The sequence below is a fragment of the Salinibacterium sp. AL4.1 genome, assembly GCF_059767305.1.
The window spans coordinates 1,901,125-1,924,850 of sequence record NZ_JBSOQK010000001.1 but is presented as its reverse complement, the minus strand read 5'-3'; the positions used below and the strand labels follow the sequence as shown (position 1 = coordinate 1,924,850).

General features: G+C 62.5%; 23 protein-coding genes and 2 tRNA genes. 5 read left to right on the top strand and 20 right to left on the bottom strand.

Annotation, left to right across the window (positions count from 1 at the left end; genetic code table 11):
* Positions 1-39: 39 nt before the first annotated feature.
* The 7 genes from ACWTV3_RS09280 to ACWTV3_RS09250 form a co-directional block, all read right to left on the bottom strand.
* Positions 40-128: transfer RNA gene (locus ACWTV3_RS09280), tRNA-Ser, on the bottom strand.
* A 131-nt stretch (positions 129-259) separates the two neighbouring features.
* Positions 260-961: a glycosyltransferase family 2 protein gene (locus tag ACWTV3_RS09275; RefSeq protein WP_498477896.1), complete on the bottom strand. Its 702-nt coding sequence runs from the start codon at positions 959-961 to the stop codon at positions 260-262.
* A complete protein-coding gene (locus tag ACWTV3_RS09270; protein WP_498477895.1) occupies positions 958-2,331 on the bottom strand; it encodes a PIG-L family deacetylase in 1,374 nt (457 codons plus the stop codon). The genes ACWTV3_RS09275 and ACWTV3_RS09270 overlap by 4 nt, the downstream gene beginning before the upstream one ends.
* Positions 2,325-3,317: an acyl-CoA dehydrogenase family protein gene (locus tag ACWTV3_RS09265; RefSeq protein ID WP_498477894.1), complete on the bottom strand. Its 993-nt coding sequence runs from the start codon at positions 3,315-3,317 to the stop codon at positions 2,325-2,327. The genes ACWTV3_RS09270 and ACWTV3_RS09265 overlap by 7 nt, the downstream gene beginning before the upstream one ends.
* A 183-nt stretch (positions 3,318-3,500) precedes the next feature.
* Positions 3,501-4,799: an LCP family protein gene (locus tag ACWTV3_RS09260; RefSeq protein ID WP_498477893.1), complete on the bottom strand. Its 1,299-nt coding sequence runs from the start codon at positions 4,797-4,799 to the stop codon at positions 3,501-3,503.
* A gap of 45 nt (positions 4,800-4,844) precedes the next feature.
* A tRNA-Ser gene (locus ACWTV3_RS09255) sits at positions 4,845-4,929 on the bottom strand.
* An 87-nt stretch (positions 4,930-5,016) separates the two neighbouring features.
* Positions 5,017-6,603, bottom strand: a complete 1,587-nt coding sequence (locus ACWTV3_RS09250; protein ID WP_498477892.1) for a PucR family transcriptional regulator — start codon at positions 6,601-6,603, stop codon at positions 5,017-5,019.
* A 131-nt stretch (positions 6,604-6,734) separates the two neighbouring features.
* On the opposite strand from ACWTV3_RS09250, the gene ACWTV3_RS09245 reads away from it, so the two are divergent.
* Entirely contained in the window at positions 6,735-8,054 is a 1,320-nt protein-coding gene (locus ACWTV3_RS09245) for an aspartate aminotransferase family protein (RefSeq protein ID WP_498477891.1), read from the top strand.
* 84 nt (positions 8,055-8,138) lie between these two features.
* Here the strand turns inward: ACWTV3_RS09245 and ACWTV3_RS09240 are convergent, their stop codons facing one another.
* On the bottom strand, positions 8,139-8,978 hold the full coding sequence (locus ACWTV3_RS09240; protein WP_498477890.1) for an HAD family hydrolase: 840 nt from the start codon (positions 8,976-8,978) through the stop codon (positions 8,139-8,141).
* Positions 8,975-10,240, bottom strand: a complete 1,266-nt coding sequence (gene serS, locus ACWTV3_RS09235; RefSeq protein WP_498477889.1) for a serine--tRNA ligase — start codon at positions 10,238-10,240, stop codon at positions 8,975-8,977. Before serS ends, ACWTV3_RS09240 begins: the two co-directional genes overlap by 4 nt.
* Before the next feature lie 67 nt (positions 10,241-10,307).
* Here serS and ACWTV3_RS09230 point away from each other — a divergent pair, with 67 nt between their 5' ends.
* Positions 10,308-11,267: a diacylglycerol/lipid kinase family protein gene (locus ACWTV3_RS09230; RefSeq protein WP_498477888.1), complete on the top strand. Its 960-nt coding sequence runs from the start codon at positions 10,308-10,310 to the stop codon at positions 11,265-11,267.
* Positions 11,268-11,322: 55 nt separating this feature from the next.
* Here the strand turns inward: ACWTV3_RS09230 and pheA are convergent, their stop codons facing one another.
* Both pheA and ACWTV3_RS09220 read right to left on the bottom strand, forming a co-directional pair.
* A complete protein-coding gene (gene pheA / locus ACWTV3_RS09225; protein WP_498477887.1) occupies positions 11,323-12,294 on the bottom strand; it encodes a prephenate dehydratase in 972 nt (323 codons plus the stop codon).
* A gap of 24 nt (positions 12,295-12,318) precedes the next feature.
* Positions 12,319-13,131: a M15 family metallopeptidase gene (locus ACWTV3_RS09220; RefSeq protein ID WP_498477886.1), complete on the bottom strand. Its 813-nt coding sequence runs from the start codon at positions 13,129-13,131 to the stop codon at positions 12,319-12,321.
* 76 nt (positions 13,132-13,207) lie between these two features.
* On the opposite strand from ACWTV3_RS09220, the gene ACWTV3_RS09215 reads away from it, so the two are divergent.
* Positions 13,208-13,492 (top strand): GNAT family N-acetyltransferase, encoded by a 285-nt coding sequence (locus ACWTV3_RS09215; RefSeq protein WP_100387607.1) that lies wholly within the window; start codon positions 13,208-13,210, stop codon positions 13,490-13,492.
* On the opposite strand, the gene ACWTV3_RS09210 is transcribed toward ACWTV3_RS09215, so the two are convergent.
* Genes ACWTV3_RS09210 through ACWTV3_RS09185 form a run of 6 tightly spaced genes read right to left on the bottom strand, consistent with a single transcriptional unit; the run spans position 13,489 to position 18,341 of the window.
* A complete protein-coding gene (locus ACWTV3_RS09210) occupies positions 13,489-13,959 on the bottom strand; it encodes a DUF2087 domain-containing protein (RefSeq protein ID WP_498477885.1) in 471 nt (156 codons plus the stop codon). The genes ACWTV3_RS09215 and ACWTV3_RS09210 overlap by 4 nt on opposite strands.
* Positions 13,960-14,005: 46 nt before the next feature.
* Positions 14,006-14,761, bottom strand: a complete 756-nt coding sequence (locus ACWTV3_RS09205; RefSeq protein WP_498477884.1) for a heme ABC transporter ATP-binding protein — start codon at positions 14,759-14,761, stop codon at positions 14,006-14,008.
* Positions 14,758-15,816, bottom strand: a complete 1,059-nt coding sequence (locus tag ACWTV3_RS09200) for a FecCD family ABC transporter permease (protein ID WP_100387609.1) — start codon at positions 15,814-15,816, stop codon at positions 14,758-14,760. The genes ACWTV3_RS09205 and ACWTV3_RS09200 overlap by 4 nt, the downstream gene beginning before the upstream one ends.
* Positions 15,795-16,844 (bottom strand): lipoate-protein ligase LplAB, encoded by a 1,050-nt coding sequence (gene lplAB, locus ACWTV3_RS09195; RefSeq protein WP_498477883.1) that lies wholly within the window; start codon positions 16,842-16,844, stop codon positions 15,795-15,797. Before lplAB ends, ACWTV3_RS09200 begins: the two co-directional genes overlap by 22 nt.
* Positions 16,845-16,877: 33 nt before the next feature.
* On the bottom strand, positions 16,878-17,339 hold the full coding sequence (locus ACWTV3_RS09190) for an HIT family protein (protein WP_498477882.1): 462 nt from the start codon (positions 17,337-17,339) through the stop codon (positions 16,878-16,880).
* Positions 17,340-18,341 carry an alpha/beta hydrolase gene (locus tag ACWTV3_RS09185; RefSeq protein WP_498477881.1) on the bottom strand — a complete coding sequence of 334 codons (1,002 nt, stop codon included), beginning with the start codon at positions 18,339-18,341 and terminating at the stop codon, positions 17,340-17,342.
* Positions 18,342-18,465: 124 nt separating this feature from the next.
* Between ACWTV3_RS09185 and ACWTV3_RS09180 the strand changes: the two genes are divergently transcribed.
* Both ACWTV3_RS09180 and ACWTV3_RS09175 read left to right on the top strand, forming a co-directional pair.
* Positions 18,466-18,882 (top strand): MarR family winged helix-turn-helix transcriptional regulator, encoded by a 417-nt coding sequence (locus ACWTV3_RS09180; protein WP_498477880.1) that lies wholly within the window; start codon positions 18,466-18,468, stop codon positions 18,880-18,882.
* Positions 18,879-20,216 carry an MFS transporter gene (locus tag ACWTV3_RS09175; RefSeq protein WP_498477879.1) on the top strand — a complete coding sequence of 446 codons (1,338 nt, stop codon included), beginning with the start codon at positions 18,879-18,881 and terminating at the stop codon, positions 20,214-20,216. Before ACWTV3_RS09180 ends, ACWTV3_RS09175 begins: the two co-directional genes overlap by 4 nt.
* 61 nt (positions 20,217-20,277) lie before the next feature.
* Here ACWTV3_RS09175 and ACWTV3_RS09170 read toward each other — a convergent pair whose 3' ends face one another.
* From ACWTV3_RS09170 to ACWTV3_RS09160, 3 genes are read right to left on the bottom strand one after another with little or no spacing between them, the layout of a single operon-like run.
* The gene (locus tag ACWTV3_RS09170; RefSeq protein ID WP_498477878.1) at positions 20,278-21,126 is read right to left on the bottom strand and encodes a transglutaminase family protein; all 849 of its coding nucleotides are present in this window, start codon (positions 21,124-21,126) and stop codon (positions 20,278-20,280) included.
* The gene (locus ACWTV3_RS09165; protein WP_498477877.1) at positions 21,123-22,055 is read right to left on the bottom strand and encodes an alpha-E domain-containing protein; all 933 of its coding nucleotides are present in this window, start codon (positions 22,053-22,055) and stop codon (positions 21,123-21,125) included. Before ACWTV3_RS09165 ends, ACWTV3_RS09170 begins: the two co-directional genes overlap by 4 nt.
* On the bottom strand, positions 22,049-23,716 hold the full coding sequence (locus ACWTV3_RS09160; protein ID WP_498477876.1) for a circularly permuted type 2 ATP-grasp protein: 1,668 nt from the start codon (positions 23,714-23,716) through the stop codon (positions 22,049-22,051). Before ACWTV3_RS09160 ends, ACWTV3_RS09165 begins: the two co-directional genes overlap by 7 nt.
* Positions 23,717-23,726 lie beyond the last annotated feature (10 nt).

Genomic DNA, 23,726 nt, shown 5'->3' with positions numbered 1-23,726 from the left:
AAACAGAAAAACCCCTGACTGATCAGGGGTTTCCTTCTGCGGAGACGAGGGGATTTGAACCCCTGGTACCCGTTAGGGTACTCCACCTTAGCAGGGTGGTGCACTAGGCCGGACTATGCGACGTCTCCAGACGTACTCCGCAATCATAACTGGTCGTAGGCGATACGACGAACCGAGGTTACCATCCGCAGCGAGCGCCAGTTCCAGCGGTGCGGGTGTCGATCGTTTCCGGCCCCACCACGAGCAACGGAGCAGCCGCTTACAACCGCTCGCGCAAGTGTGATGCGTACCCTCCCGGGGTGCGCCCATACTCTCTGCCCGAAGTGAGAACGCAGCACTCGTCACTCGCTACAGACGCGACTCCCAAGGCCGTGAGCGCTTCGACTAGGCGCACGTCTTCATGCTCGGCAATCGGGTCGAAGCCACCCGCCTGGCGATACCGATCCGCACGAAAACCCAGATTCGCGCCGTGCACGTGACCGTTCGCTTCGCCGGGCGGATGGGTCGCGATCCAGCGCTCCCGTTTTATCTCGCTGAGATCGTTGAAGTCGGGCCGCACGGTGCCGATCATGAGTTCAGCACCGCTCTGGGCGATCTGCCATTGCGCGCTCAACCAGTTGGTCGGCACTTGCGAGTCCGCGTCGGTGTTAGCGATCCACACTTCTGAATCTGGGGCATTGCTGTTGGACAGCACATGACGGATGCCGTGCCGACGAGCAGCACCGACAGCCCCGTAGTCCACGGTGAGCACTTCGATCTCGCCCCACTGCGCAGCGATGAGCGCTGAGTCATCGGTGCAATCATCCAGCACGAGAATGATGCGCACCAGCGGCTTGTCGGGGTACGCGAGGTCGTGCAGGGTGGCGCGCGCCGATGTTAGCGAACCTAGGGCAGCTTCGAGGAGCTGGTCTTCGTCTTTGGCGGGAACCACGACACCGATCTCGGCAATACGGTGCCTCACAGCAGCCCCGTTTGCCGAGCGACTGAGCGCGCCGGGCGCGGGCTAAAGACCTCGAGCAGGAAGTCTTCTTCATCGTGCTGAACCAACCGCTCGAGAGAATCGAGTGCGTTCAGACGGTGATGCACCTGATCTCCGCTGAGAGGATATTCCTTCACCTCATGGCGCCAGTGACAGGCCACGAGCGCCCCATCGGGCGTCAAACTCGCGGCTGCGCGAGCGAGGAGTCGATCGAGAGCATCCGAATCGAAGTAATACCCCACCTCGGACATCACGATGAGATCGTACGTTCCGTCTGGCCATTCTTCAGCGGTCTCCACATTGCGAAACGAGACGTGCGGATGCTCCGCTAGTCGTTCACGCGCAATCTCTAAGGGCGCGAGTGCTATCTCGGTTGACAAGAGAGCATCACATCGTGGCGCGAGTTGCGCGCTCAATACCCCTATCGAGCATCCCAACTCCAGCGCGTTCGTGAAGCGCTCTCGCGGCAAGCTCGCCAGAGTGAGAGCACGCTTCCGCTGCTCGTACCACCGAGATTCAAAGCCCCACGGATCGGTTTTACCCGCGTAGAACTCGTCAAAGAATTCTCGCGTGAGCGTTCCCCCGTTACGCGGATCGCGCTCGGTGATCACATACGCCTCCATTGGCCGATCGAAATGTTCTACAAATTCAGGACGAAGTATCGCCTCGTCACCCTCAAATTCTGAGAGTGGAGAGATCTGGCTCTCGTGGGCCGCTATCGCGCGGCGCTTAACGTCTCGCTCATCGGCGCTGAGATTCATCGTGCGCAATTGAGACCAGGGTGTGCCAGAGTCGTCTGGCGTTGACCAGTGCCACATCCAAATCGGATACTCGACAAGGGGCAGACCATACTTGTGGGCAATATCGGCGCAAATCTCTCCGACCACTCTGTGATCACCGTGGCCATCTCCACGCCACGTCGCCGCAATAAGAGTTGTGCCCTGACCGGCAACGACCTCTTTTTCGATGCCCGCGCGCAGAGCGTCAGTCTCATTCTTGAGCGCGCCATCCCGAAGTCGCAATCGCACGATCAAGGCTTCGGGGGCAATCAATTCGATCGCCCGCTCAATTTCGGATTCTCGCCGCGAACGTAGTTCGATCTCGCTTTTCGTCGGCGATGCCGGATGCGAGCCCTCACCATCCGTCGCAAGAATGAGCTGGACCCGTCCTCCCGCAGCGGAAACTCGCCGCATGAGTCCAGCGACCCCTAACGTTTCGTCATCCGGATGCGCAGAGACGACAATGAGCCGATCGATACCGTCTACGCCGAACTCGCCGACGTCGTTCCAGCGGGAGCTAGCGATCCACTGCGCTTCGGAAGTACCCGGATCACGGTGGTCAAACGTCACCACTCGAAGGACCGATCAGCAAGCACCTTGCTGCCGAGACGCGCGTAATCCCGCTCGGCATGATGTTGGCGCACGTACAACTGAAGGTCCGCTACTCGACGGGCGTGTTCCTCATCGAGAGCAAGAGGCGCCGGACCCAAGGCGTGACCTACGCGGTCGATCACCTCATCAACATCGCGAGCGACTCGTGAGCGGGTTCGAGTACTCATAATGGTTGCGGCGCTACGGTTGAGCTCTTCGCTATCGACAGCGTCAGCTGCCCCCGCCAAAGCGATCCGTGACGAATAGAGCGCCAAGTCAAGAGCCCCGAGGTGCATCTGAGCGATCTGGTCAGGCTCGCGAACACTGCTCACCGCGAAAGCGTGTCGAGCGACTCCGACAGCTCCTCCCCACCAACAGGCCGCGACGCCCATGGCGCCCCACAAGAATCCTGGGCGTTCTAAATACCATCCGTCTTCACCCACTGGAATTGCGGGGGCGCCAGAGAAAGCGACGTTGCCGCTCTCGACAGCCGCGAGCCCGCGAGCATGCCACGCGCCTTCCTCCACGACAACCCCAGCTTGTCGCAAGGGAACAGCGAAAAGTCGCCGTGTAGACGCCCCCGTGGATGCCGTCACGAGTGCATGACTCAGTGAACCCGCCAAAGAGCACCACGCTTTGGTGCCATCCAGCACCCAGCGCCCGTCGACCTGCGCGGCTTTGAGGCTGAGGTTTGGCGCTTCAGCAGCGAAGACTCCCCACGTGCTTTTTTCGTTCACGCCGATGTCGCCCGTGTCGGTGACACCAGCCTGGTTAAGGATGGCGACCGCGTCGAGGTGCGGCTCCACCGCTCGCGCAACCGTGAGATCGACCGCCCCGATCGTAGCGAACGCGCTCCACAACGCGCTCGTAGAACCATCTCCAGGAAACGGCAGTTGACGCCCTAAGGACCGCGCAAAGTCGAGGGCGGCAGCGACTTTACTTTCGCACTTCTCAGCCTCTTCGCTCACCCAGTTCAGTAAATCCCTGTGGGTTTCATTGACCGTAGGCGAAATAGATAGCGTTTTCTTCACCCGCAGATCTCATCCTTGTGATCGGTGCCGTCAACGGCAGCGCCATAGTGAACTTCTAGCGAGATTCACTCATCACCGCAGTTGTATCAAATTGATCTGAGAACTGCGGAGGGACGTCTCTTAGTAGCTGTTAGTGATCGTGCAGGTCTCATCCGCAGCGCTCTGGCCACTGACATCAATAACCTCGGGCTCCACCTCAGGTGCGGCGGTTGCGTCGGGGTCAGCCGTCTCAGTCGCTTCAGGTTCAGCCGTCGACTCAACAGCATCCGGGTTGAGGTAAGCGCCAACACCATCGCCGGCCTCAGCAAGAACGAACGGCTCGTCTGCCGCGATCAGCGCCATCAGCTGATCACCGAGATACGTATTGGGCTGAACTTTGCCCGAATAGACGCCCGTGCCACCCGTAGTGCCCGGATACTGCACAAACTGAACGCCTTCAAGCGGAATGTCTTTCAATGCAAGCGCAATCGACACCAAAGTAGAAACATCGCTGAGCCCTGTCGACAACTGCATATTGTCTATTGCAGCCTGTGCCAGGTTGTACAGCTTCTTGTAATCGCCGAGCGTTTCTGAACTCTTAAGGGTCCGCACCATCGAAGAAAGATAGACCTGCTGCGAACTAATTCGAGTGAGGTCGCTACCGTCTCCGACGCCGTGCCGCGAACGGAGGAAGCCGAGGGCCTCTTCGCCCTGCAGCGTGTAGGTACCCGCAGCGGGGAGGTTGATGTCTGCAAGCGGGTCAACTAATGGACCATCAATACATACGGGAACGCCGCCGATGGCATTAGTCATCTCGATAACACCCTGGAAAGTGATGATGCCGGCGAACTGGATGTCGAGGCCCGTGAACTCTGAGAGCGTCAGGGCTACACAAGGAAGTCCGCCGTACGACAGCGCAGTGTTGAGCGGCTCGGTGGAATAGTACTTGCTGTAGTCCCCGTCGAGGCTAGGGCACTCGGGAATGCCCATCACCATGTCGCGCGGAAAACTAATGGCAGTAGCAGATTGACCATCAGCCGCCACATGCAGAATCATATTGACATCATTAAGCTGTCCAGATTCGACGCTTGCGTCGCCGCCGACGCCGTCTTGATCCACGCGAGTATCACTACCAGCAATGAGAATGTTAAAGCCGCCTTCGAAACTGCCGATCTGAGGCGGCGGGCCGTCGGTCTCGCCGATAAGAGCGACCGTGTCGCGCTGGCCATAGATGTTGTCGAAAGCGACAGCGCCAACGGCGGCACCACTGACCAACAGAACAGCGAGCGATGCGGCAACGACCTTAGCGATCGAGCCCCACGGTCCCGGCTTCTTCAACCGACCGTGTCGTGCCACACCCTGAACATCAGGCTTCTTCTTGGGGTCAGCGCGTTCGACAGAGCGCGAACGCAGCTCTGAGCGCGGACGAAGTTCACTCATCGCACTCCCCTTTCTTTCACCGGAATCAAGACATGACACGCAGAGCGGAGGGCGTGGGATTCGAACCCACGAGACATTTCTGCCCACCAGTTTTCAAGACTGGCTCCATCGGCCGCTCGGACAGCCCTCCTTGCGTGACGCAAGTTCAGAGTGTATCCGATGCCCGCAGGGCGTACCTGAAAGGCAGGCGAAAAGGCTCGAAATGGGGGTAGACCAGCTAAACGCTGAGCCTCAGAGCCGCCCAGAGCTCGAGACGGCCCTCGAAAGTCTCGAGATCGAGGTTCAGGATGCTGCCCGCCTGATCCACGCGCGACCGCACCGTATGACGGTGGATGCCAAGACTCGCGGCGGTCGCGCCCCACGAGCAATCGTGCGCGAACCAAGAGCGCAGCGTCTCCACGAGAGCCACCGAATGCTCGGCATCGAAATTGGTGAGTGGCGCGAGGACTCGGTGCGCCACTCGCTCAGCACCCGCCGCATGCAGCACCCCGAGCATCCCGGAATCGGCGATCTCGGCGAACTCGGTAACGCCGGGCCGCTCGCCTCGCGCCTGCAGAGCACTGGTTGCTTGGCCCACAGCGGTGGCCAGTTCGGTGTAATCCGAAGCGAGCGCGCTGCCCGCCACGAGTTGATGGTCGTCGACAAGTTGTTCGAGTTCGTGGAGCGCCGAAGGAGAGGTGCCTGAGTCGCTGGCGGTCTCGACCAGTACGACAATCACGTCACCACGCACGGCGAAGAACGCGCGCCCCTCGGCATCGAGGGCCAGCACATCGAGGGCATCGAGAACGAAGTGGCTTTGCGTGTGGCGGGCAAGCGCGAAGACGCTTACGGGTTCGGTGGGGAGATCGCCCCATACTTCCGTCGCGATCGAGCGGGCGGCTACGACTTTGCCCTCGAGCAGCAGTTCCAAGAGCGACGACCTCAAATGGCCCCGGGTGGCGTCGAGCGCTCGGTTCTGCTCCAGCGCCAGCGTCGCCATGGCGATGACGCTCGTGACGAGTTCGTTTTCAGCACGGTCAAGAGGTACACCGCGGCCCAGAGCGAGAGCGCCACGCAAAGCGCCGCTCTGGCCGAGCGTCTGAATCGTGACTTGGCCCGATTCGAGAGTGAGAGCCGTGGATGACCGGCTCCCCTTACGCAGCGCCCGCGACACCTCATCCCGCACCGGAGCGGCAAAACGATCGCCCGAGCGTCGAAGCCCCGGAACAGGAACGGGATGCCCGGTCACGTCGAACAGACCGACCCAACACGAGAGTTGGCGCTCGAGCTCAATGAGAGTTGACCGCAGCCCGGTGGGCTTGAGGGCTGCATAGGAGATTGCTTTGTGCGCGGCGATCGACCACTCCATGCGGCGACTGCGTTCAGCCGCAATCTGGTCGGCAACCTCACGGATAACGGCAATGAACGGAACCCGGTCGGGCACATCAATAAGCGGCAGGCCAGCCCGCGCGCACTCCACCGCTAGGCCCGTCGGCATTCCCTGATGGAGGAAGTGCGTGGCGAAGCCGAGGCCCACGATGCCGGCGTCGACAAGGCGGCGCACAAAAGAGTTGTAGTCGTAGCTCTCCGTGGCGGCGGCGAAACCGAACTGCGCGCCATCCGTCAGAAGCACGTTGCCGGCGCTCAAGAAGGGAGTGGGGTCGTCGAGGTCTGAGCTGTGAACCCACGAGATCGGGGCCGCCAGGCGGTCGGCGAGAGCGGTGCCCGCGGTGACGTCAACGGCGTCGGTGAGGTCCGCCGAGGCGGCAACCAGACTCAACCGCAGGGTGCGCTTGGTGAGGAGCCATTCAATCGTTGGAAGCATCCGGATATCCCCTCATTGCCCTGCCCTCACATTATGTCGAACAATTGGCAAAACGCTATACAAATTGGCACCCACGCTCGATTCAGCGCGGACGATAGTGGAGACATTCGTTCCGTCTTGAAAGGTGCCTTATGAACTCCGCGCCCGCATCGCCCCAGCCCAGCAACGCCGACACCGTCGCGCTCGACCGTGCTCACGTGTTCCATTCCTGGTCTGCGCAGGGCGCGCTGAAGCCCCTCGTACTCGAAGGCGGCCTCGGCAGCACCGTGTGGGACAACGAAGGTAACGAATACCTGGACTTCTCCAGCCAGCTCGTCAACATCAACATCGGCCACCAGCACCCCGCCGTTATCGCGGGCATCAAGGCCCAGGCCGACATCATGGCCACCGTTGCTCCCGCGCACGCCATCAACATTCGCGGTGAAGCAGCCCGCAAAATTACCGACCACGCGCCCGAGGGCATGAACAAGGTCTTCTTCACCAACGGTGGAGCGGATGCCAATGAAAACGCCATGCGCATGGCTCGCCTGCACACCGGCCGCGACAAGATCATCTCGCGCTACCGCTCGTACCACGGCAACACCGGATCGGCCGTCGTCGCTACCGGCGACTGGCGCCGCATCCCCAACGAATACGCTCGCGCTCACGTGCACGTATTCGGCCCCTACGAGTACCGCTCCGAATTCTGGTCGGACTCCCCCGAACAAGAAGCCGAGCGCGCCCTGCACCACCTTGAGCGCACCATCCAAGCAGAGGGCGCCGAGTCGATCGCCGCCATCCTGCTTGAGAGCATCCCCGGGACCGCTGGCGTGCTAACCCCGCCGCCCGGCTACATGGCTGGCGTGCGCGCCATCGCCGACAAGTACGGCATCCTGCTGATCCTCGATGAGGTCATGGTGGGCTTCGGCCGCACCGGACACTGGTTCGCATTCGAAGCCTTCGACGTAAAGCCCGACCTCATCACCTTCGCCAAGGGCGTCAACTCGGGCTACATTCCCGTGGGCGGCGTCATCATCTCAGACGAGATCGCGGCCACCTTCGACGAGCGCGTCTTCCCCGGCGGCCTCACGTACTCTGGCCACCCGATCGCTGCGGCCTCCATTGTTGCCTCCATCACGGCGATGGAAGACGAAAATATCGTGGAGAACGCCGCCATGATCGGGCGCGAGCACATCGCTCCCGGCCTCGCCGCCCTCGCTGACAAGCACGAGTGCATCGGTGACGTCCGCGGAAGCGGCGTCTTCTGGGCGCTCGAACTCGTCGCCAACCGTGAGACCCGTGAACCCCTCAGCGCTGCCGACATGGGCAAGGTCAAGGGCGCTCTCGTGAAGCGCGGACTACTCCCGTTCATCGCCGACAACCGCATTCACGTCGTGCCGCCGGCCGTCGTCACCGCCGAAGAAGTCGCTCGCGCGATGGCGATCTACGACGAAGCGCTCAGCGAGCTCTAGCCTGCGTCACCGCAGCTAACGACGAAGGGGTGCGACCGAGCCACAAGCTCGATCGCACCCCTTCGCTGTGAGGCTTAAGCCTGACTACTGCGAGGCCGAGAGCGACTCCAAGAAAGCGGTGAGCGCCAGCGCGGCACCGTCGTTGACGTCGCTTTCGGTGACCTGATTGGCCACCGCGAGCACGTCATCCGGAGCCTGACCCATGGCAACGCCACGGCCGTGCAACGCAGCCCACTCGAGCATGTCGATGTCGTTGCGGCCATCACCCATGGCGAACACGCGCGTGCGCGGGATGCCGAGGCGCGAACGCACGTTTTCAAGCGCCGTCGACTTATTGACGCCATCGGGCGCAATGTCGAGCCACGCCGTCCAACCGACGTTGTAGCTGACCTTGTGGAGCCCCATCTTCTCGACAACCGAGAGGAAGTCGTCAACCTGGTGCTGAGGAGAGATGACCACCACGCGAGTGGCCTGCACCTTGACGAGCTCGTCAAACGACACGTCTTCGCTGACCGCACCAAGGGCGCCATCCGGAAACTTGCCATCGACGAAGAACTTGCCAGTGGCATCTTCGACCGCATAGTTGGCCGTGCCCAAGTGCTGCTTGATGCTCGTGAGCACCTCTTTAGGGTTGAACATCTCGACGAACTCTCGGGCGTAACCACCGTCGGCCAACGGATCGCGCTTGAGCGTGATCGCGCCGTTCGAGCACACGACATACTCGGGCTTGAGCCCCAATTTGCGCAGAATCGGCAGAGTCATCGCAACCGAGCGGCCGGTCGCCAACATGATCTCGTGACCGGCATCGCGCACGTTGGCGACAGCGTCAATCACAACGTCGTTCATCTCGCCCGACTCGAGCAGCACAGTGCCGTCGATGTCGAGTGCGATCATCCAGCGGTCATCCTGTGCTGCGATTGTCACGCGAGTGGCTCCAAAATTTCGAGGCCGCCAAGGTAGGGGCGAAGTGCTTCTGGCACTACGACTGACCCGTCGGGCTGTTGGTGGGTTTCGAGGATGGCAACCAACCAGCGGGTGGTGGCCAAAGTTCCATTGAGGGTCGCGACGGGAGCCGTCTTGCCCGACTCGGTGCGGTACCGAATATCGAGGCGACGTGCCTGATACGTCGTGCAGTTCGAGGTGGAGGTGAGCTCGCGGTACGTGCCCTGGGTCGGAACCCACGCCTCGATGTCGTACTTGCGGGCCGCGCTAGAACCGAGATCGCCACCGGCAACATCGATCACACGGTAGCTGAGCCCGCAGGCCTGCAGCATCGACTCTTGGAACGACAGCAGTCGCTCGTGCTCTTCTTGGGCGTTCTCGGGCAGCGAGTAGCTAAACATCTCGAGCTTGTTGAATTGGTGCACGCGCAGGATGCCGCGGTTGTCCTTGCCCGCAGAGCCAGCTTCGCGGCGGTAGCAGGTTGACCAACCGGCGTAGCGCAACGGTCCCTTCGAGAGATCGAGGATCTCATCGGAGTGGTACCCGGCGAGCGCGACTTCACTCGTACCCGTGAGGTAGAGGTCGTCGGCAGGCAAATGGTAAATCTCGTCAGCGTGCTCACCCAAGAACCCGGTGCCAGCCATCATTTCGGGGCGCACGAGGGTGGGAGTGATGAGCGGGATGAAGTCGCCAGCGATAGCGCGATCAAGCGCCATGTTCATGAGACCCAGTTCGAGTCGCGCGCCGACACCCTTGAGGAAGTAGAAGCGGCTGCCCGCGACCTTCACTCCGCGGGGGATGTCGATAGCACCAAGAATCTCGCCAAGGTCGGCGTGGTCACGGGGCTCAAAGTCGAACGATGCGGGCGTGCCCACTTCACGAACGAGCTCCCAGTCATCCTCGCCACCGACAGGCACGCCTTCGACGGCGATGTTTCCAAGCGACCCGACGATGCGCGTGAACTCCACTTCAGCCTCGGTCGATGCCTGCTGGGCCAGCTTCACCTGAGCCGAAAGCTCTTGGGCTTGCGCCACCAGCGCCTTCTTCTCGTCGGCAGGCGCCTGCGCAACCTTTTTACCGAAACTGTTTTGCTCGGCACGCAGCGCCTCGAACTCGCCAATGCGAGCACGGCGGTTCTGATCGGCGGCGATAGCGTCGTCAACTAGCTGCACGGATGCCCCGCGAGCGAGTTGCGATTGCCGCACGGCTTCAGGGTTTTCTCGGAGAATTTGGGGGTCAATCACCACTACAGCCTACCGATTCATGGCGTAGCGTTTATGTGTGCCCTCCCCTCGGAATTCGAAACCTAAAGTGGCGGTTGTTTACAACCCCATCAAGGTCGATCTTGCCAAGCTCAAGAAGCTCGTCAACGCAGCCGCGAAAGCCGCTGACTGGGCTACCCCTCTCTGGTTTTCTACGACCGAGGTGGATGCCGGCCAAGAAGTCACGGGCAGTGCTATTCGTCGCGGTGCAACGATGGTCATCGCGGCCGGCGGTGATGGCACGGTTCGCGCCGTGGCCGAGGCCCTCCGCGGCAGCGGTGTCTCGATGGGACTCGTTCCGGTGGGCACGGGAAACCTTCTTGCCCGCAACCTCGACCTGCCCGCGGGCAATATGCACGACAGCGTCGATATTGCCTTTAATGGCTACGACCGCCCGATTGACCTCGGGATGGTTAGCATCGTTCGCGACAACGACGACCACGAAGAACACGCCTTTCTCGTGATGGCCGGCCTCGGGCTCGACGCCAAGATGATCAAGAACACGAGCACCAAGCTGAAGAAGGCTGTGGGTTGGCTCGCCTACGTCGACGGTATCGCCCGCTCGATCCCCGAACTGCGCCCGGTGAAACTGCGTTACAGCGTGGATGGCGCCCCCAACCGCTCGCTCAGCGCGCACACCGTGATCATCGGCAACTGCGGCTCACTGCCGGGTGGCCTGCTGCTCATGCCTGACGCTCAACCGGATGACGGCATCCTCGACATGGCAGCGCTCGTGCCCCGCGGACGTTTTGGCTGGCTCAACATCTGGAACAAGATCGCGTGGGAGAACGGCGTACTACGCAAAAGCGTGATCGGCCGCCGCATCATCGACCTCTCGAAAGACGTGCGCGACGTGCGCTACGCGAAGGGCAGCGACCTCAACATGATCGTCGACAACCCTGAAGAGTTTCAGCTCGATGGCGATGAGTTCGGCCTCGCCAAATCAGTACATACCTGGGTCGACCCGCTCGCACTCATCGTGCGCGTACCCAAGTCGCGCTCGAAGTAGCGCTCGGGGTAGCGCGCCAACCCAGCGTGCTCGGGCCCGGCACGCTCAGCGATAACTAGCTGGCGCTGCGCTCGTCCGCAATGGGCTCGCCCGTGATGATCGCGCGCAGCCAATCGCGGGCCTCCACGAAGACGTCGTTGCCGTAGCGCGGCGTCACCGTGGTGGCGAGCTTGTCTGCCCGCGGGTAGCTACCCAAGAAGATGACCTTGGGGCTGAAACGCTTGAGACCCAAGAGAGCATCAGCGACACGCTCATCGAGGATGTGGCCCTCAAGGTCGATGACGAAGCGATAGCGGCCAAGCTCATCACCAATCGGGCGTGACTCAATCAAGCTCAGGTTCACGCCGCGAGTAGCGAACTGCTCGAGCATGTCGAGGAGTCGACCGGGCTTGTCATCGGGAAGCTCCACGATGAGGCTCGTCTTGTCGGCGCCCGTCGGCTCTGGCAGGTCGGCGAGCGCGCTCACGAGAACGAAGCGGGTGACCGCGTTCTGGTTGTTGCCGATCTCTGTTGCCAGTACATCGAGCTCGTAGTGCTCGGTGATGCCGGGTGGAGCGACAGCGGCATCCGCTAGTTCGCTGTCAAGGAGCGTTGCGGCGGCGGCCACATTGGAGCTGGCCGGCATGTGGCCGTGGCTGGGCAGAGTGGCGTCGAGCCAGCGTCGCGTTTGAGCGTAGGCAACCGGATGCGCGTTGACGACCTTCACGTCGGCGAGCGTGGTGCCCGGCCGTGCCACGAGCACGAAGTTCACCGAGACTAGGTATTCGCCCAGGATGCGGAGGTTGGGCACGTTGGCGAGTGCATCTTGCGTTGCGCTGACGCCGCCCTCTACCGAGTTCTCGATGGCGATCATCGCGGCAACGCTGCGGCCACTCGTGACATCGTCGAGAGCTTCGCCGACGTTGTTGACACTCGTCCACTGTGCTCCGACTGCTTCGGGAACCTGCTTGAGCGCAGCCTCCGTAAACGTGCCTGCCGGGCCCAGGTAGCTGTAGCTCACAGTGGCAGGGCTGGGCGTCGAAGTCATGTGACGAGTTTAGGGTGTGCGCGCCTAGCCGTAGGTCGGTGCAGCCGGCAGCCCAAAGAACTCCTCCAGAGTTTGGATACCCGTGCTGTTCAATTCTGCGGCCAGTTCCTTGCCCACAAAACGCAAGTGCCACGGTTCGTATTCGTAACCGGTGATGTCGGCTTTCCCCTCGGGGTAGCGCACAGTGAAGCCGTACTTCCAGCCGTTCTCATCGAGCCATCGGCCCTGCGGTGTGTCTCCGAAGCACTGGCTAAGCGTGCAGTTCGCGGGCAACGCACTGATATCAATCGAGAGCCCCGTTTGGTGCTCGCTGTGACCGGGGCGCGCGCTCGTGAGGTCGGCCGCCTCTTGACCGAGCTGCGACACCCAGCCGGCGTACACGCTCTCTTGCGACCAGTAACTACGGTACGAGCTCTGCGATTGCATTTGCAGTCCGGTGTCAGTTTGGTAAGCCGCAAACATCTCGACGACCGCCGCAGCAGCTTCCGGCCGCAAGTACGGTTCGTACACATACGGCACATCGACGAATACGAGTTCAGGTTCGTACGACTGCGGGTTGAGCGGGCGAAGCTTATTGGCGACGACCCACAGGCTGCTCGCGTCGTCTATCGAGTACTGAGTCTTGTCGAACGTAGGTGTTGGGGTCGGGGTCGGAGTGGGTGTCGGAGTCGGAGTGGGGGTCGGCGTTCGCGTCGCGGTGGCTACGGGTTCGGGCGTGGGCGCCAGGGCCACGAAGGAGATCACCACGGCAGCAATAATCAGCACGAGTCCCGTGACAGCAATGATGATCAGACGGCGGTTCGATCCACCGGATGCGGGGGCAGCAGATTCAGACACCCGTCGATACTATTCCCCTGCTTTGGCGCGCCGCAGAACACATCCCCAATCGAGCACCCGCGAGTAGGGTTGAACTATGGCCAGCGAAGTTATCCACGACCCCGCGATGCACCGCTACGAGCTGCTTGTCGACGGGATTCAAGCGGGCCTCGCCGACTACCAACTGCGCGACGATCAGATCGTGTTCGTGCACACCGAAATCGATCCGAAGTATCGCGGTCAAGGTCGCGGAACCGAACTCGCTCGCGGCGCCCTCAACTTGGTACGGGCCGAAAGCGAAACGCGCGTCGTGGCGAAGTGCGAATTCATCGACAAGTTCATCACCGACCACCCCGAGTACCGCGACCTTCTCAGCCGCTAGCGCGACATCTCCTCGCCGCGCAGCCAGTACATCTGCGTGCCCGAATTTCGATCGAGCACGCCATAGTCGATCATGGCGCGGCGGATCGCTGCGACATCCTCCACTAAAGGTTCGAGACGCTCGCCCAACTCTGCCTCGTCAATGCGCTCGCCCGGCTGGAGGACGGAACCGGCGATGCGCGTGAGCAATTCCACACGCTCGCTCTGACGGCGGGGCAGCCGGCCGACTTGTTCGTTCTGTTCCGCACGGCCCGACGCCCGAACATGGTCGAGCAGCGCCCCCAGCTGCGCCGAATCGAGCTGAACCCTGCCCTCTTCGACGCGAAGCGCTCCGGAGCTAATCAGCAGGCGGTCAGCGCGCTCATCCACGGGTAGCGACTCCCCCGCGTGCAGAGCGATACGGGCAAAGCGCTCACGCGACTGCTTGTTTGCCAGAGCGGCAAGAAACTGCACGACCTCGGTCTGCATCGGGCTGTCCTTTCAGCGTCGACTTGCAGCCTAACAATCAGCGCGGTCAGCGGCGAGGGACGACGACCGGATGCCCGCCCACGTCGTGCAGGTCGACCGCGAGCCCGTAAACCCGCTCTACCCGCTCGGCGGTGAGCACCTCCCGGGGGGTGCCGATGGCGTCGAGCGTACCGTGGGCGATAAGCGCGAGGCGGTCGGAGTAGGCACCGGCCAAGCTCAAGTCGTGGAGCACCACGACGACGGCCCGGCCATCCTGAGCCATCGTGCGAGCGACGCGCATGACGTCTTCTTGGTGGCGCAGATCGAGGGCAGCGGTCGGCTCATCCAAGAACACGACGGGCGTGTGTTGAGCAAGCACGCGCGCGAGCGAGACGCGCGCTTTTTCGCCACCCGAGAGCGTCGTATAGCGACGGTCACCCAGGTGCGCGACATCCGTCACTTCTAAGGCTTCGTTGACCACAGCAACATCGTCGCGACTCTCGACTTCGCGCGCCCAAGGGCTGCGCCCCATCGCTACAACCTCGGAGACGCGGAACGGAAAGCTCACGCTGTTCTCTTGAGTGAGCACGGCACGCAGTCGAGCAAGCTCGCCGTGGCGGATGCCGCCCACGTCACGGCCGTCGATGGTCACGGTGCCGCTGTCGGGCTTTCGATCGCCGCTCAACACCGCGAGCAGAGTGGATTTTCCGGCGCCGTTCGGGCCGACGAGGGCGAGTACTTCGCCGGGCGCCACGTCGAGGCTGACGTCGTCGAGGATGGCGCGGCCTCCGAGCCGCACACCGATGTTGCGTGCACTAATCATGCCCAGCCTCCGCTCTGACGACGCTGACGGAAGAGCAGGTAGAAGAAGAACGGGCCACCCACGAGCGAGGTGAGCAAGCCAATCGGCAGGTCGCCGCCCGCAACGACGGAGCGCGCGAGCAGGTCGGAGAGCACGAGCAGCACGCCACCGCCGATGGCACTCGCGACGATGAGTGCGCGGTGCGCTGGGCCGATCACCATGCGCATCGCGTGCGGCACCACGAGCCCAACGAAGGCGATGATGCCGACGAACGCTACGGCCACACCAGTGAGCAACGCGACGATCACGATCGAGACAATGCGGAGGCGTTCAACGTTAACGCCGAGGTGGCGAGCGTTGCGCTCCCCCAGCGCCAAAAGGTCGAAGGGGCGGGCGAGCACGATGGCGGCAGTGAGGCCCACGGCGGTGACGAGCGCGACGATGAGCACTTCGCTCCACCGCGATCCGTTGAGCGAGCCGAGCTGCCAGAACACAATCTGTTCACGGCTGCCGGAGTCGGCAATGAACAGCAGGAAGGCCAATCCCGCTCCAGCAAAGGCATTGACCGCGATACCGGTGAGCAAGAGGGTGACCACTTCGGTGCGGCCATTGGCGCGCGAGACGAAGTACACGAGCAGCGTGGCGAGCAAGCCACCGACGAAAGCGAAGAGGGCAATCGCACCATCGCCGAGAGCGGAGATGCCTACGACGATCGCGATGGCCGCACCGAGAGCGGCACCGGATGACACTCCGACCACGCCCGGTTCAGCCAGCGGGTTGCCGAAAATGGCTTGCATGACGGCGCCGGCCACGGCGAGGGCGGCGCCCACGACCAGGGCCATCGCTATGCGCGGAAAGCGTACGACCCAGAGCGTGGATTCCACGATGGAGTCACTCGGGGCCCACTCGTTCTGGATGCCGAGCGCCCGCAAGAGAGACCCGCCCACTTCGGCGGGGCTTACGGGCAGTTGCCCGAGCACGGCAGACGCCACGACACCACCGAGCAGCAGAGCGGCCAGGGTGAGCGTGAGGGTCAAGCCGCGGAGGGTGTGGTTCACGGAACGCGCTGCAGCCACTCTTCGGTGCCGAACTTCTCGGCAACGAGTTCTTCAGCGCGCGCAATCTCGTCGCTCGTCAGTTCACTCTCGGCGAGGCCATGGAGCCCGCGGAAGGTCGCAACCATGGTGTCGATGATGTCGGCACGTTCCATTCCGGTCTGGCTGCGCAGCGGGTCAACGCGCTTGGCGGCGGACTTGGTTCCCTTGTCGCTCATCTTCTCGCGACCGATGCGCAAGACCTGAACCATCTTTTCGCCATCCATGTCGTAGCTCATGGTGACGTGGTGCAGCACGGCACCGGCGCCGAGTCGCTTCTGAGCGGCTCCGCCGATCTTGCCGGTGGGGCTCGCAATGTCATTGAGCGGCTGGTAGCTCGCTTCGATGCCGAGCGACTTGAGAGCGATGATGACCCACTCGTCGAGGAAGGCGTAGGAGTCCGCGAACGTCATTCCCTGCACGAGCTCGACCGGCACATAGATCGAGTAGGTAATCACGGTGCCGGCTTCCATGAACATGGCGCCTCCACCGGAGATGCGACGCACGACCTCGAAGCCGTACTTCTTGGCGTTCTCGAGGTCGACTTCGTTGCGCAGCGACTGGAAGCTGCCGATCACGACGGCGGGCTTGTTCCACTCCCAAATGCGCAAAGTGGGCTTACGGCGACCGGAGGCAACCTCTTCGGAGAGCACCTGATCCATCGCCATTTGCATGCGGGGTTCCAGCGGCGGGCCAGTGACAATCTGCCAGTCGTAGTCTTTCCAGGTCGTGGCACGCTGCAGGGCACGACGGATGGCCGTGGCCACCGACTCGGCAGAGAAGCCGAGCATCACAGTGCCCTCGGGCAGCGATTGCTGGATCGCGCTCGTGATGGCCTTCGCGTCGGAGTTAGCGGGCAGACCTTCGATGGCGGCGTTGATGTCTTCGAGGGCCTCATCCGGCTCTAAGAAGAAGTCACCAGCGAGACGAAAGTTGGTGATGGCGTCGTCGACAACATCGAGATCGACCACTACGAGTTTTCCGCCGGGCACCTTGAATTCGCCGTGCATCGCTCACCCCTGTCTAGTTGTGCTGAATCCAGCCTAATGCGCCGCGTTGCCGTGCGGAATTGACCAGTCGAGCGGAGGAACAAACTCCCCATGCCCGTGGTCGATCATCCGTGCTCGCAAACGCTGAAAAGCCTCATCGAGCGCCTCAGTGCCGGGATCGCGATTGATGCCGGTGTGGCTGTATTCGTAGACGTTCCACGAGGGCCAGACGTGCAAGTGTGCGTGCGGCACCCGGTAACCCTCGAACATGACGCCGACGCGATCGGCATCCCATTCGTCGCGCTGGGCGAGGCCAATAAGGCGCCCGACGCGGAAGATGTGCATCGCGAGTTCTTCGTCGAGGTCACTCCACCGATCAACCTCGATGCGCGGAATCACGAGCGCATGACCCGGCTTGCGGGGCTCGATCGTGAGAATGGCAAAGACACGTTCATCCGCCCAGATGAAGCGCCCGGGCGAGCGACCGTTCAGAATCTCGGTGAAAATCGACGCCATCTATTCGGATGGGGCAGGTTCGGACGGTGCTGCGTCGGACGGTGCCGAGCCGGACGGTGCCGAGCCGGACGGTGCCGAGCCGGGCTGGGTTGCCTCGTTCTTGGCCGCGGGCGGCAGCGGGGCATCCGGATGCACCGGCTTGAGCCGCGCGTTAAGCCACGCCACCAGGTCGGCGATCACTTCGTCTTTATTGGTCTCGTTGAAGATCTCGTGACGTGCACCCGGGTACACGATCGCTTCGATGTCGGTGAGCTTGGAGCGCACGACGTAGTCGGCAGCGAGCGCCTCGATGCTTGCTTCTCCGCCGAGCGAATCTTCGTCGCCGATCATGATGAGCAGCGGGATGTCGCGGGCGAAGTGCTTCGCCGGGCGGCCCATGAGGCGCATCCCGTCGACGGGGCCGAAGAGCTTGAGGGCATCTGCGTAGAAGGTCAGCGGGTCGTTCACGAAGTCTTCGGCAACCTGGGGATCGCGGCTGAGCCACTCGTACCCGGTGGTGCCGAGGTCTTTGTGCTTGGCGTTGAGGTTGCCGCTGTTCATGTGGGCGAAGGTGCGGTGCGCGGTGCCCGTAAGGATCGCGACTTCGTACTCCTTGGAGTGCTCGTTGAGCACGTCTTGCACCATGAGCGAGCCCCACGAGTGCCCGAGCAGAGCGAGCGGAAGCGTGGGGTGATCGCGGCGGATGATGGCCGAGAGTTCACGGATGTTTTCGGTGGCGGCACGCAGCCCGCCCTTGCCGAGCTTGCCCAGCTTGCTGGCGTCTCCCGCGTTTTGGTCGAGGCCGGTGGCACCGTGGCCGCGGTGGTCGTCGGCGTAGACCGTGTACCCAGCAGCGACGAGAGCTTGGGCAACGTGCTCGTAGCGGCGGGCGTGATCGCCCAGGCCGTGGGTGAGCTGCAAAACCGCATGGGCTTTCGGCGATTCCCACACGTAGTAGTGAATCGTGACTCCGTGCGCGTCAACGTAGAAGTGGTCAGTTCGTGGCGCCGTAAACGTGGGCATGAGGGCCTCCTTGCTGCTGCCATTCTACGGCGGTGAACGTGAGAGCAGAATGGGTGAGTTTCGTCTGCAGCACCCCCGCAGTGACGAAACTAGTTAGCAAGACTAATTTGCTAGACTAACGAATATGCCTCACAAATTGGACGACGAACTCCGCATCGCTTTCATGCGTATCGCCCGTCGCATCCGGCAGCAACGCCACGACGAGACTCTCAGCGACAGCCAGCTCTCCGTTCTGTACGTGCTCAGCCAGCACGGCGGCAGTACTCTCGCGGCCCTCGCTGAGCACGAACGCGTCACTCCACCATCGATGAACCGCACCGTCAACTGCTTGAGCGAAGAAGGTTTGGTCACGCGCTCCAGCTCGCCTGACGACGGTCGCAAGGTGCTCATTGAAGCGACGGATGCGGGAGTCGAGCTAATCGCTAAAACTCGCCAGCGTCGCGCCGAATGGTTCGCTGCCGAGCTCTCGACCCTCTCCGCTGACGAGCACGCCGCCCTCCACGCAGCCATCCCGGTGCTGTTGAAGTTGGCCAATTCGTGAGCGCAATGTTCCGCTCGCTTCGCTTCTTCAACTACAGGCTCTGGACCATTGGCGCGATCGTCTCCAATACCGGCGCGTGGATGCAGCGCACCGCCCAGGACTGGATCGTTCTTACCGAACTGACCGACCACGATGCCGCGGCACTTGGGTTCACGATGGCGCTGCAGTTCGGCCCCCTGCTGCTGCTCATGCCCATCGCCGGAATCATCGCCGACCGCTTCGACCGCCGCGTCGTGTTGCTCTGGACGCAGTTCAGCCAGTTCATTCTCGCGCTTGGCCTCGGTATTCTCGTGGTCTCCGGCTACGTCGAGCTGTGGCACGTCTACGTCTTCGCTCTACTTCTGGGTGTGGCTACCGCGATCGACGCGCCCGTTCGCCAAGCGTTTGTCTCGGAACTCGTGAGCGACAAAGACCTACCCAACGCGGTCGCACTCAACTCCATGTCGTTCCAGAGCGCCCGCCTCGTCGGCCCCGCGATCGCCGGAGTACTCGTTGCCGCGATCGGCTCCGGCCCCGTGTTCCTCGTGAACGCGGCCTCGTTCGCGGGCGTGCTCGCGTCGCTGTGGTTCATTCGTCGCAACCAGCTCTATCCCGTGGCCAAACTCGGGCGAGCGAAGGGCCAGATTCGGGATGGGCTGCGCTACGTTCGTAACCGGCCAGACATCCTGATCGTGCTCGTCATGGTCTTCTTGGTCGGAACCTTCGGGTTCAACTTCCCCGTCTTCATCTCCACCATGGCAACCACCGAATTCGGCAAGGGCGCAGCCGAGTTCGGCCTGCTCTCGTCGATGATGGCCGTAGGCGCGATCGTCGGCTCGCTGCTGGCCGCTCGCCGCGAGCGCGCACGTTTGGGCGTCGTCGTGGTCGGCTCTGCATTCTTCGGGGTGGCGTGCCTGATCGCAGCGCTCTCCCCCAGCTACTGGACTTTCGGCGCCGCTCTCACGATCGTCGGCGTCTCCTCGCTGACGATGATGACAACCGCCAACGCCTACGTGCAGACCTCCACGACACCGATCATGCGTGGCCGCGTCATGGCGCTCTACCTCGCGATCTTCGCCGGCGGCACCCCGATCGGCGCCCCCATCGTCGGCTGGGCCGCCAACGAACTCGGCGCCCGCTGGGCCCTCGGCATCGGCTCCCTCTCGGGGCTTCTCGCCGCGGCCGCCGCGATCATCTGGCTCGTCTACAGTCGCGGGATGCGCGTGGGTCGCGTGCCCGAAAGTCGCTTCCGTCTGCGGTTGCGCTTTCCACCCGAGCCCACCCCCGATGAAGAACGCGAACTCGCGACCCAAGAGATCGCGATCGTGGAAACGACCACTCGCCGCACAAGTTAAACGCAGTGTGGGGCGGATGCTCGCAGCATCCGCCCCACCTGTCGTTGTCGTCTCTGGCGGCCTACGCCTCGCGGGTGATTTCCACGCTCACGAACAGCTTCGAGCCGAACGGCCCCGCGTACACGCCACGAAGGGGCGGCACGTCGTTGTAGTCGCGACCGCGCCCCACGAGCACGTGCCGGTCTCCGATGTCGATGAGGTTCGTGGGGTCATAGCCGCGCCACTGCCCGGCGCAGAACCACTCGATCCACGCATGGGATTCGCCCGTGACCTTCTCGCCGATAGCGGCATCCGGTTTCGGGTGAAGGTACCCAGACACGTAGCGAGCCGGGATGCCGACCGAGCGCAAAGCGCCGAGCGCGAGGTGCGCGATGTCTTGGCAGACACCCTTGCCTCCGGCCCACGCTTCCGTGGCGGTGGTCGCCACACCGGTGACACCACTCATGTACTGGATGGCGTTACCGATGGCTTTCGCGATTTCGAGAGCGCTCTCGCACGCGTCGTCAGACTTCGCCGCGATGTCTTTCGCGAGCGCTACAACCTCGGCTGGCGGCTCGGTACGACGCGTCTGGCTAAGGTTCTCAACCGCATCCATCGAGAGCTCGGCGGCCGCATGCAGCTCGGCCCACGACATGCACTCCGAGTCGTGTTCGCGCTCATGAACCTCAACAAGGCTTGTGGCGGTCAACGACAACTCCTTATGACCCGTCAGCACCTCAAACGAGGCAACGCGCGAACCCCAATAGTCGACATAGTTGCTCTGGCTAGAGAGCGGCAAGATGTCGAGGTTTGAGAACAACACGAGCTGGCTCTCGACACTGGCGGGCAGCATCCGAGCCTCGTTGTACGACGCCGTGACTTCGCCGCCGTAGCTGAAACCTGTGGAATGGACGATCCTGAGTCGCTTCATGAGATCTCTCCAACCCACTCGGGAGCGGCATTCGTGGGGAAGTAGCGGTGACGCACTGCCTCCGAAGCCGCACTCGTTGCCGCCTGCACTCGATCCATGTGGTGAGGCAGGTCATCCAAAATTTCAGCGATCGGCCGATACTCCAACTCGCTACGAATCTTGCCCAGCAAGCGCTGCGCATCATCGTTCACACCGACGCGGTTCATGCGGTGAGGCTCAAGCTCACGCATGCAGTCCTCAGCCCGCGAAACGGAGAAGAGGATGCTGCGCGGGAACAAGCGATCCAGCAGCAAGAACTCGGCGGCGTTGCTCGCGCTCGGAACACCGCGATAGGTGCGCAAGTAAGGCTCGTAGGCGCCACACGACCGCAGAATCGTGGTCCACGACGGACCACTGGCTTCCGTGAGGCTTCGCGTAGCCAAGAGTCGCGCCGTCATGTCCGCGCGCTCGAGACTGCGCCCCAGGGTGAAGAACTGCCACGCTTCGTCCCGACTCGTCGCAGACTCGACAATGCCCACGGCTAGCGCGGAGCGTTCACGAACCCAGGAGAAGAAGTCAGCGACTTTGTCTCCCGAAATTCGGCGCGGCATCCGCGTCTGGGTGGTGTTGAGGCACTCCCAGAGTTCGGTAGACACGATCTCGCGAGCACGACGCGCGTTCTCGCGAGCAGCACCCAAGGAGTAGGCGATCGAGGCTGGCTCGGTACGGTCAACCGCGAGGATCGACAACACGTCACCGCGAGTGAGCGCGACGTCGGCCGGAGCCTCGCTACCCATCACGCTCAAGAGCGCGCGGCAGGCGTCATCCTCTTCAATCCACGGATCTTCGAGGAGCAACTGAAGGTGAACGTCGAGGATGCGGGCGGTACCGTCAGCACGCTCAATGTAGCGACCGATCCAGAACAGCGATTCTGCGATGCGACTCAGCATGATTGACCTCCCTCGGTGTCGACACTCTGCTGTTGCTGCTCTTCTTGACGCTGTCTCTGCGTGAGCGTTCGAGTGGTGTCATGATCCTCGGCGTGATCCTCATGGATCCCGGCTTCGAGCAACATCTCTGGTGTGATGACGGTAATTGCTTCCGTATCGGCCTGGCGCTCGACGAGACCCTGAACGGTGCTCTCCGACTCCGCCACTTTTTCGCGACCGACAACCCACGTGTCTTTCGAGCCACCACCCTGCGAGCTGTTGACGACGAGCTGACCTTCGGGCAGCGCAACGCGAGTGAGACCACCCGGCAGCACCCACACATCGTTTCCGTCGTTGACGGCGAACGGGCGAAGGTCGGCGTGACGCGGCCGCATGCCGTCGTCGATCACCGTGGGGATCGTCGACAGCTGCACCACGGGCTGCGCAATCCACCCGCGCGGATCCTTGAGAAGCTGCTTGCGCAGCGTCTCCAATTCCGGCTTCGTCGCGGCGGGGCCAATCACTAGGCCCTTACCGCCGGAACCATCCACAGGCTTCACCACAAGCTCATCGAGCCGGTCAAGCACCTCTTCCAGCGCCCCCGGATCTTCGAGCCGCCACGTATCGACGTTGGGGATGATCGCCTTCTCACCGAGGTAGTACTCGATGAGGTCGGGCAAGTAGGTGTACACGAGCTTGTCGTCGGCGACACCGTTGCCGACCGCGTTCGCGATCGTCACATTTCCGAGGCGAGCCGCGAGCATCATGCCCGGGCTGCCCAACATGGAGTCGGCACGGAACTGCAGCGGGTCGAGGAACTCGTCGTCAACCCGGCGGTAGATCACGTCGACCCGAGTGGGACCGGCCGTGGTGCGCATCCAGACCCGACCGCCAGAGCAGAACAGGTCTCGACCCTCCACGAGCTCGACGCCCATGAGGCGAGCGAGCAGCGTGTGCTCGAAGTACGCGGAGTTGTAGACACCCGGAGTGAGCACAACGACGTTGGGCTCATCCACGCCGCCCGGCGCACTGGCACGCAGAGCCTGCAGCAGCTTGTGGGGGTAGTCACCGACGGGGCGAACCCGCATCGAGACGAACAACTCGGGAAGCGTCTGGGCCATCACTCGACGATTCGAGATCACATAGCTCACACCACTGGGCACGCGCACGTTGTCTTCGAGAACGCGCCACGCACCAACTTCGTCGCGGATGAGGTCGATACCGCTGACCTGAATTCGCACGCCATTGGCCGGGTCAATGCCCGCCGCTTGACGGTGGAAGTGGCTGGAGGACGTGATCATCCGAGCCGGAATCACCCCATCTTTGATGGCATTCTGGGGCCCGTAAATGTCGGCCAAGAACGCCTCGAGCGCTCGAACCCGCTGCTTGATTCCCGACTCAACCTGTTTCCACTCGGAAAGGTCAATAACTCTGGGAACTGCATCCAGAGGAAAGGGTCTCTCTTCGCCAGCGAAGTCGAAGGTAACGCCCTGGGCGAGGTAACTGTCGGCGAGTGCTTCAGTACGTCCGCGCAGCTCTTCCTGCGTCATTTGCGCCAGCGCGTCATGAATCTCGCGGTAGGGGCGACGTATCTCGCTATCGGCAGAGAACATCTCATCCCACGCGGCTGGTCCGGTGCGTTTGGAGGCGCTTGATGTATATCCGTCAAACAAATCTGCCATGTACAGACAC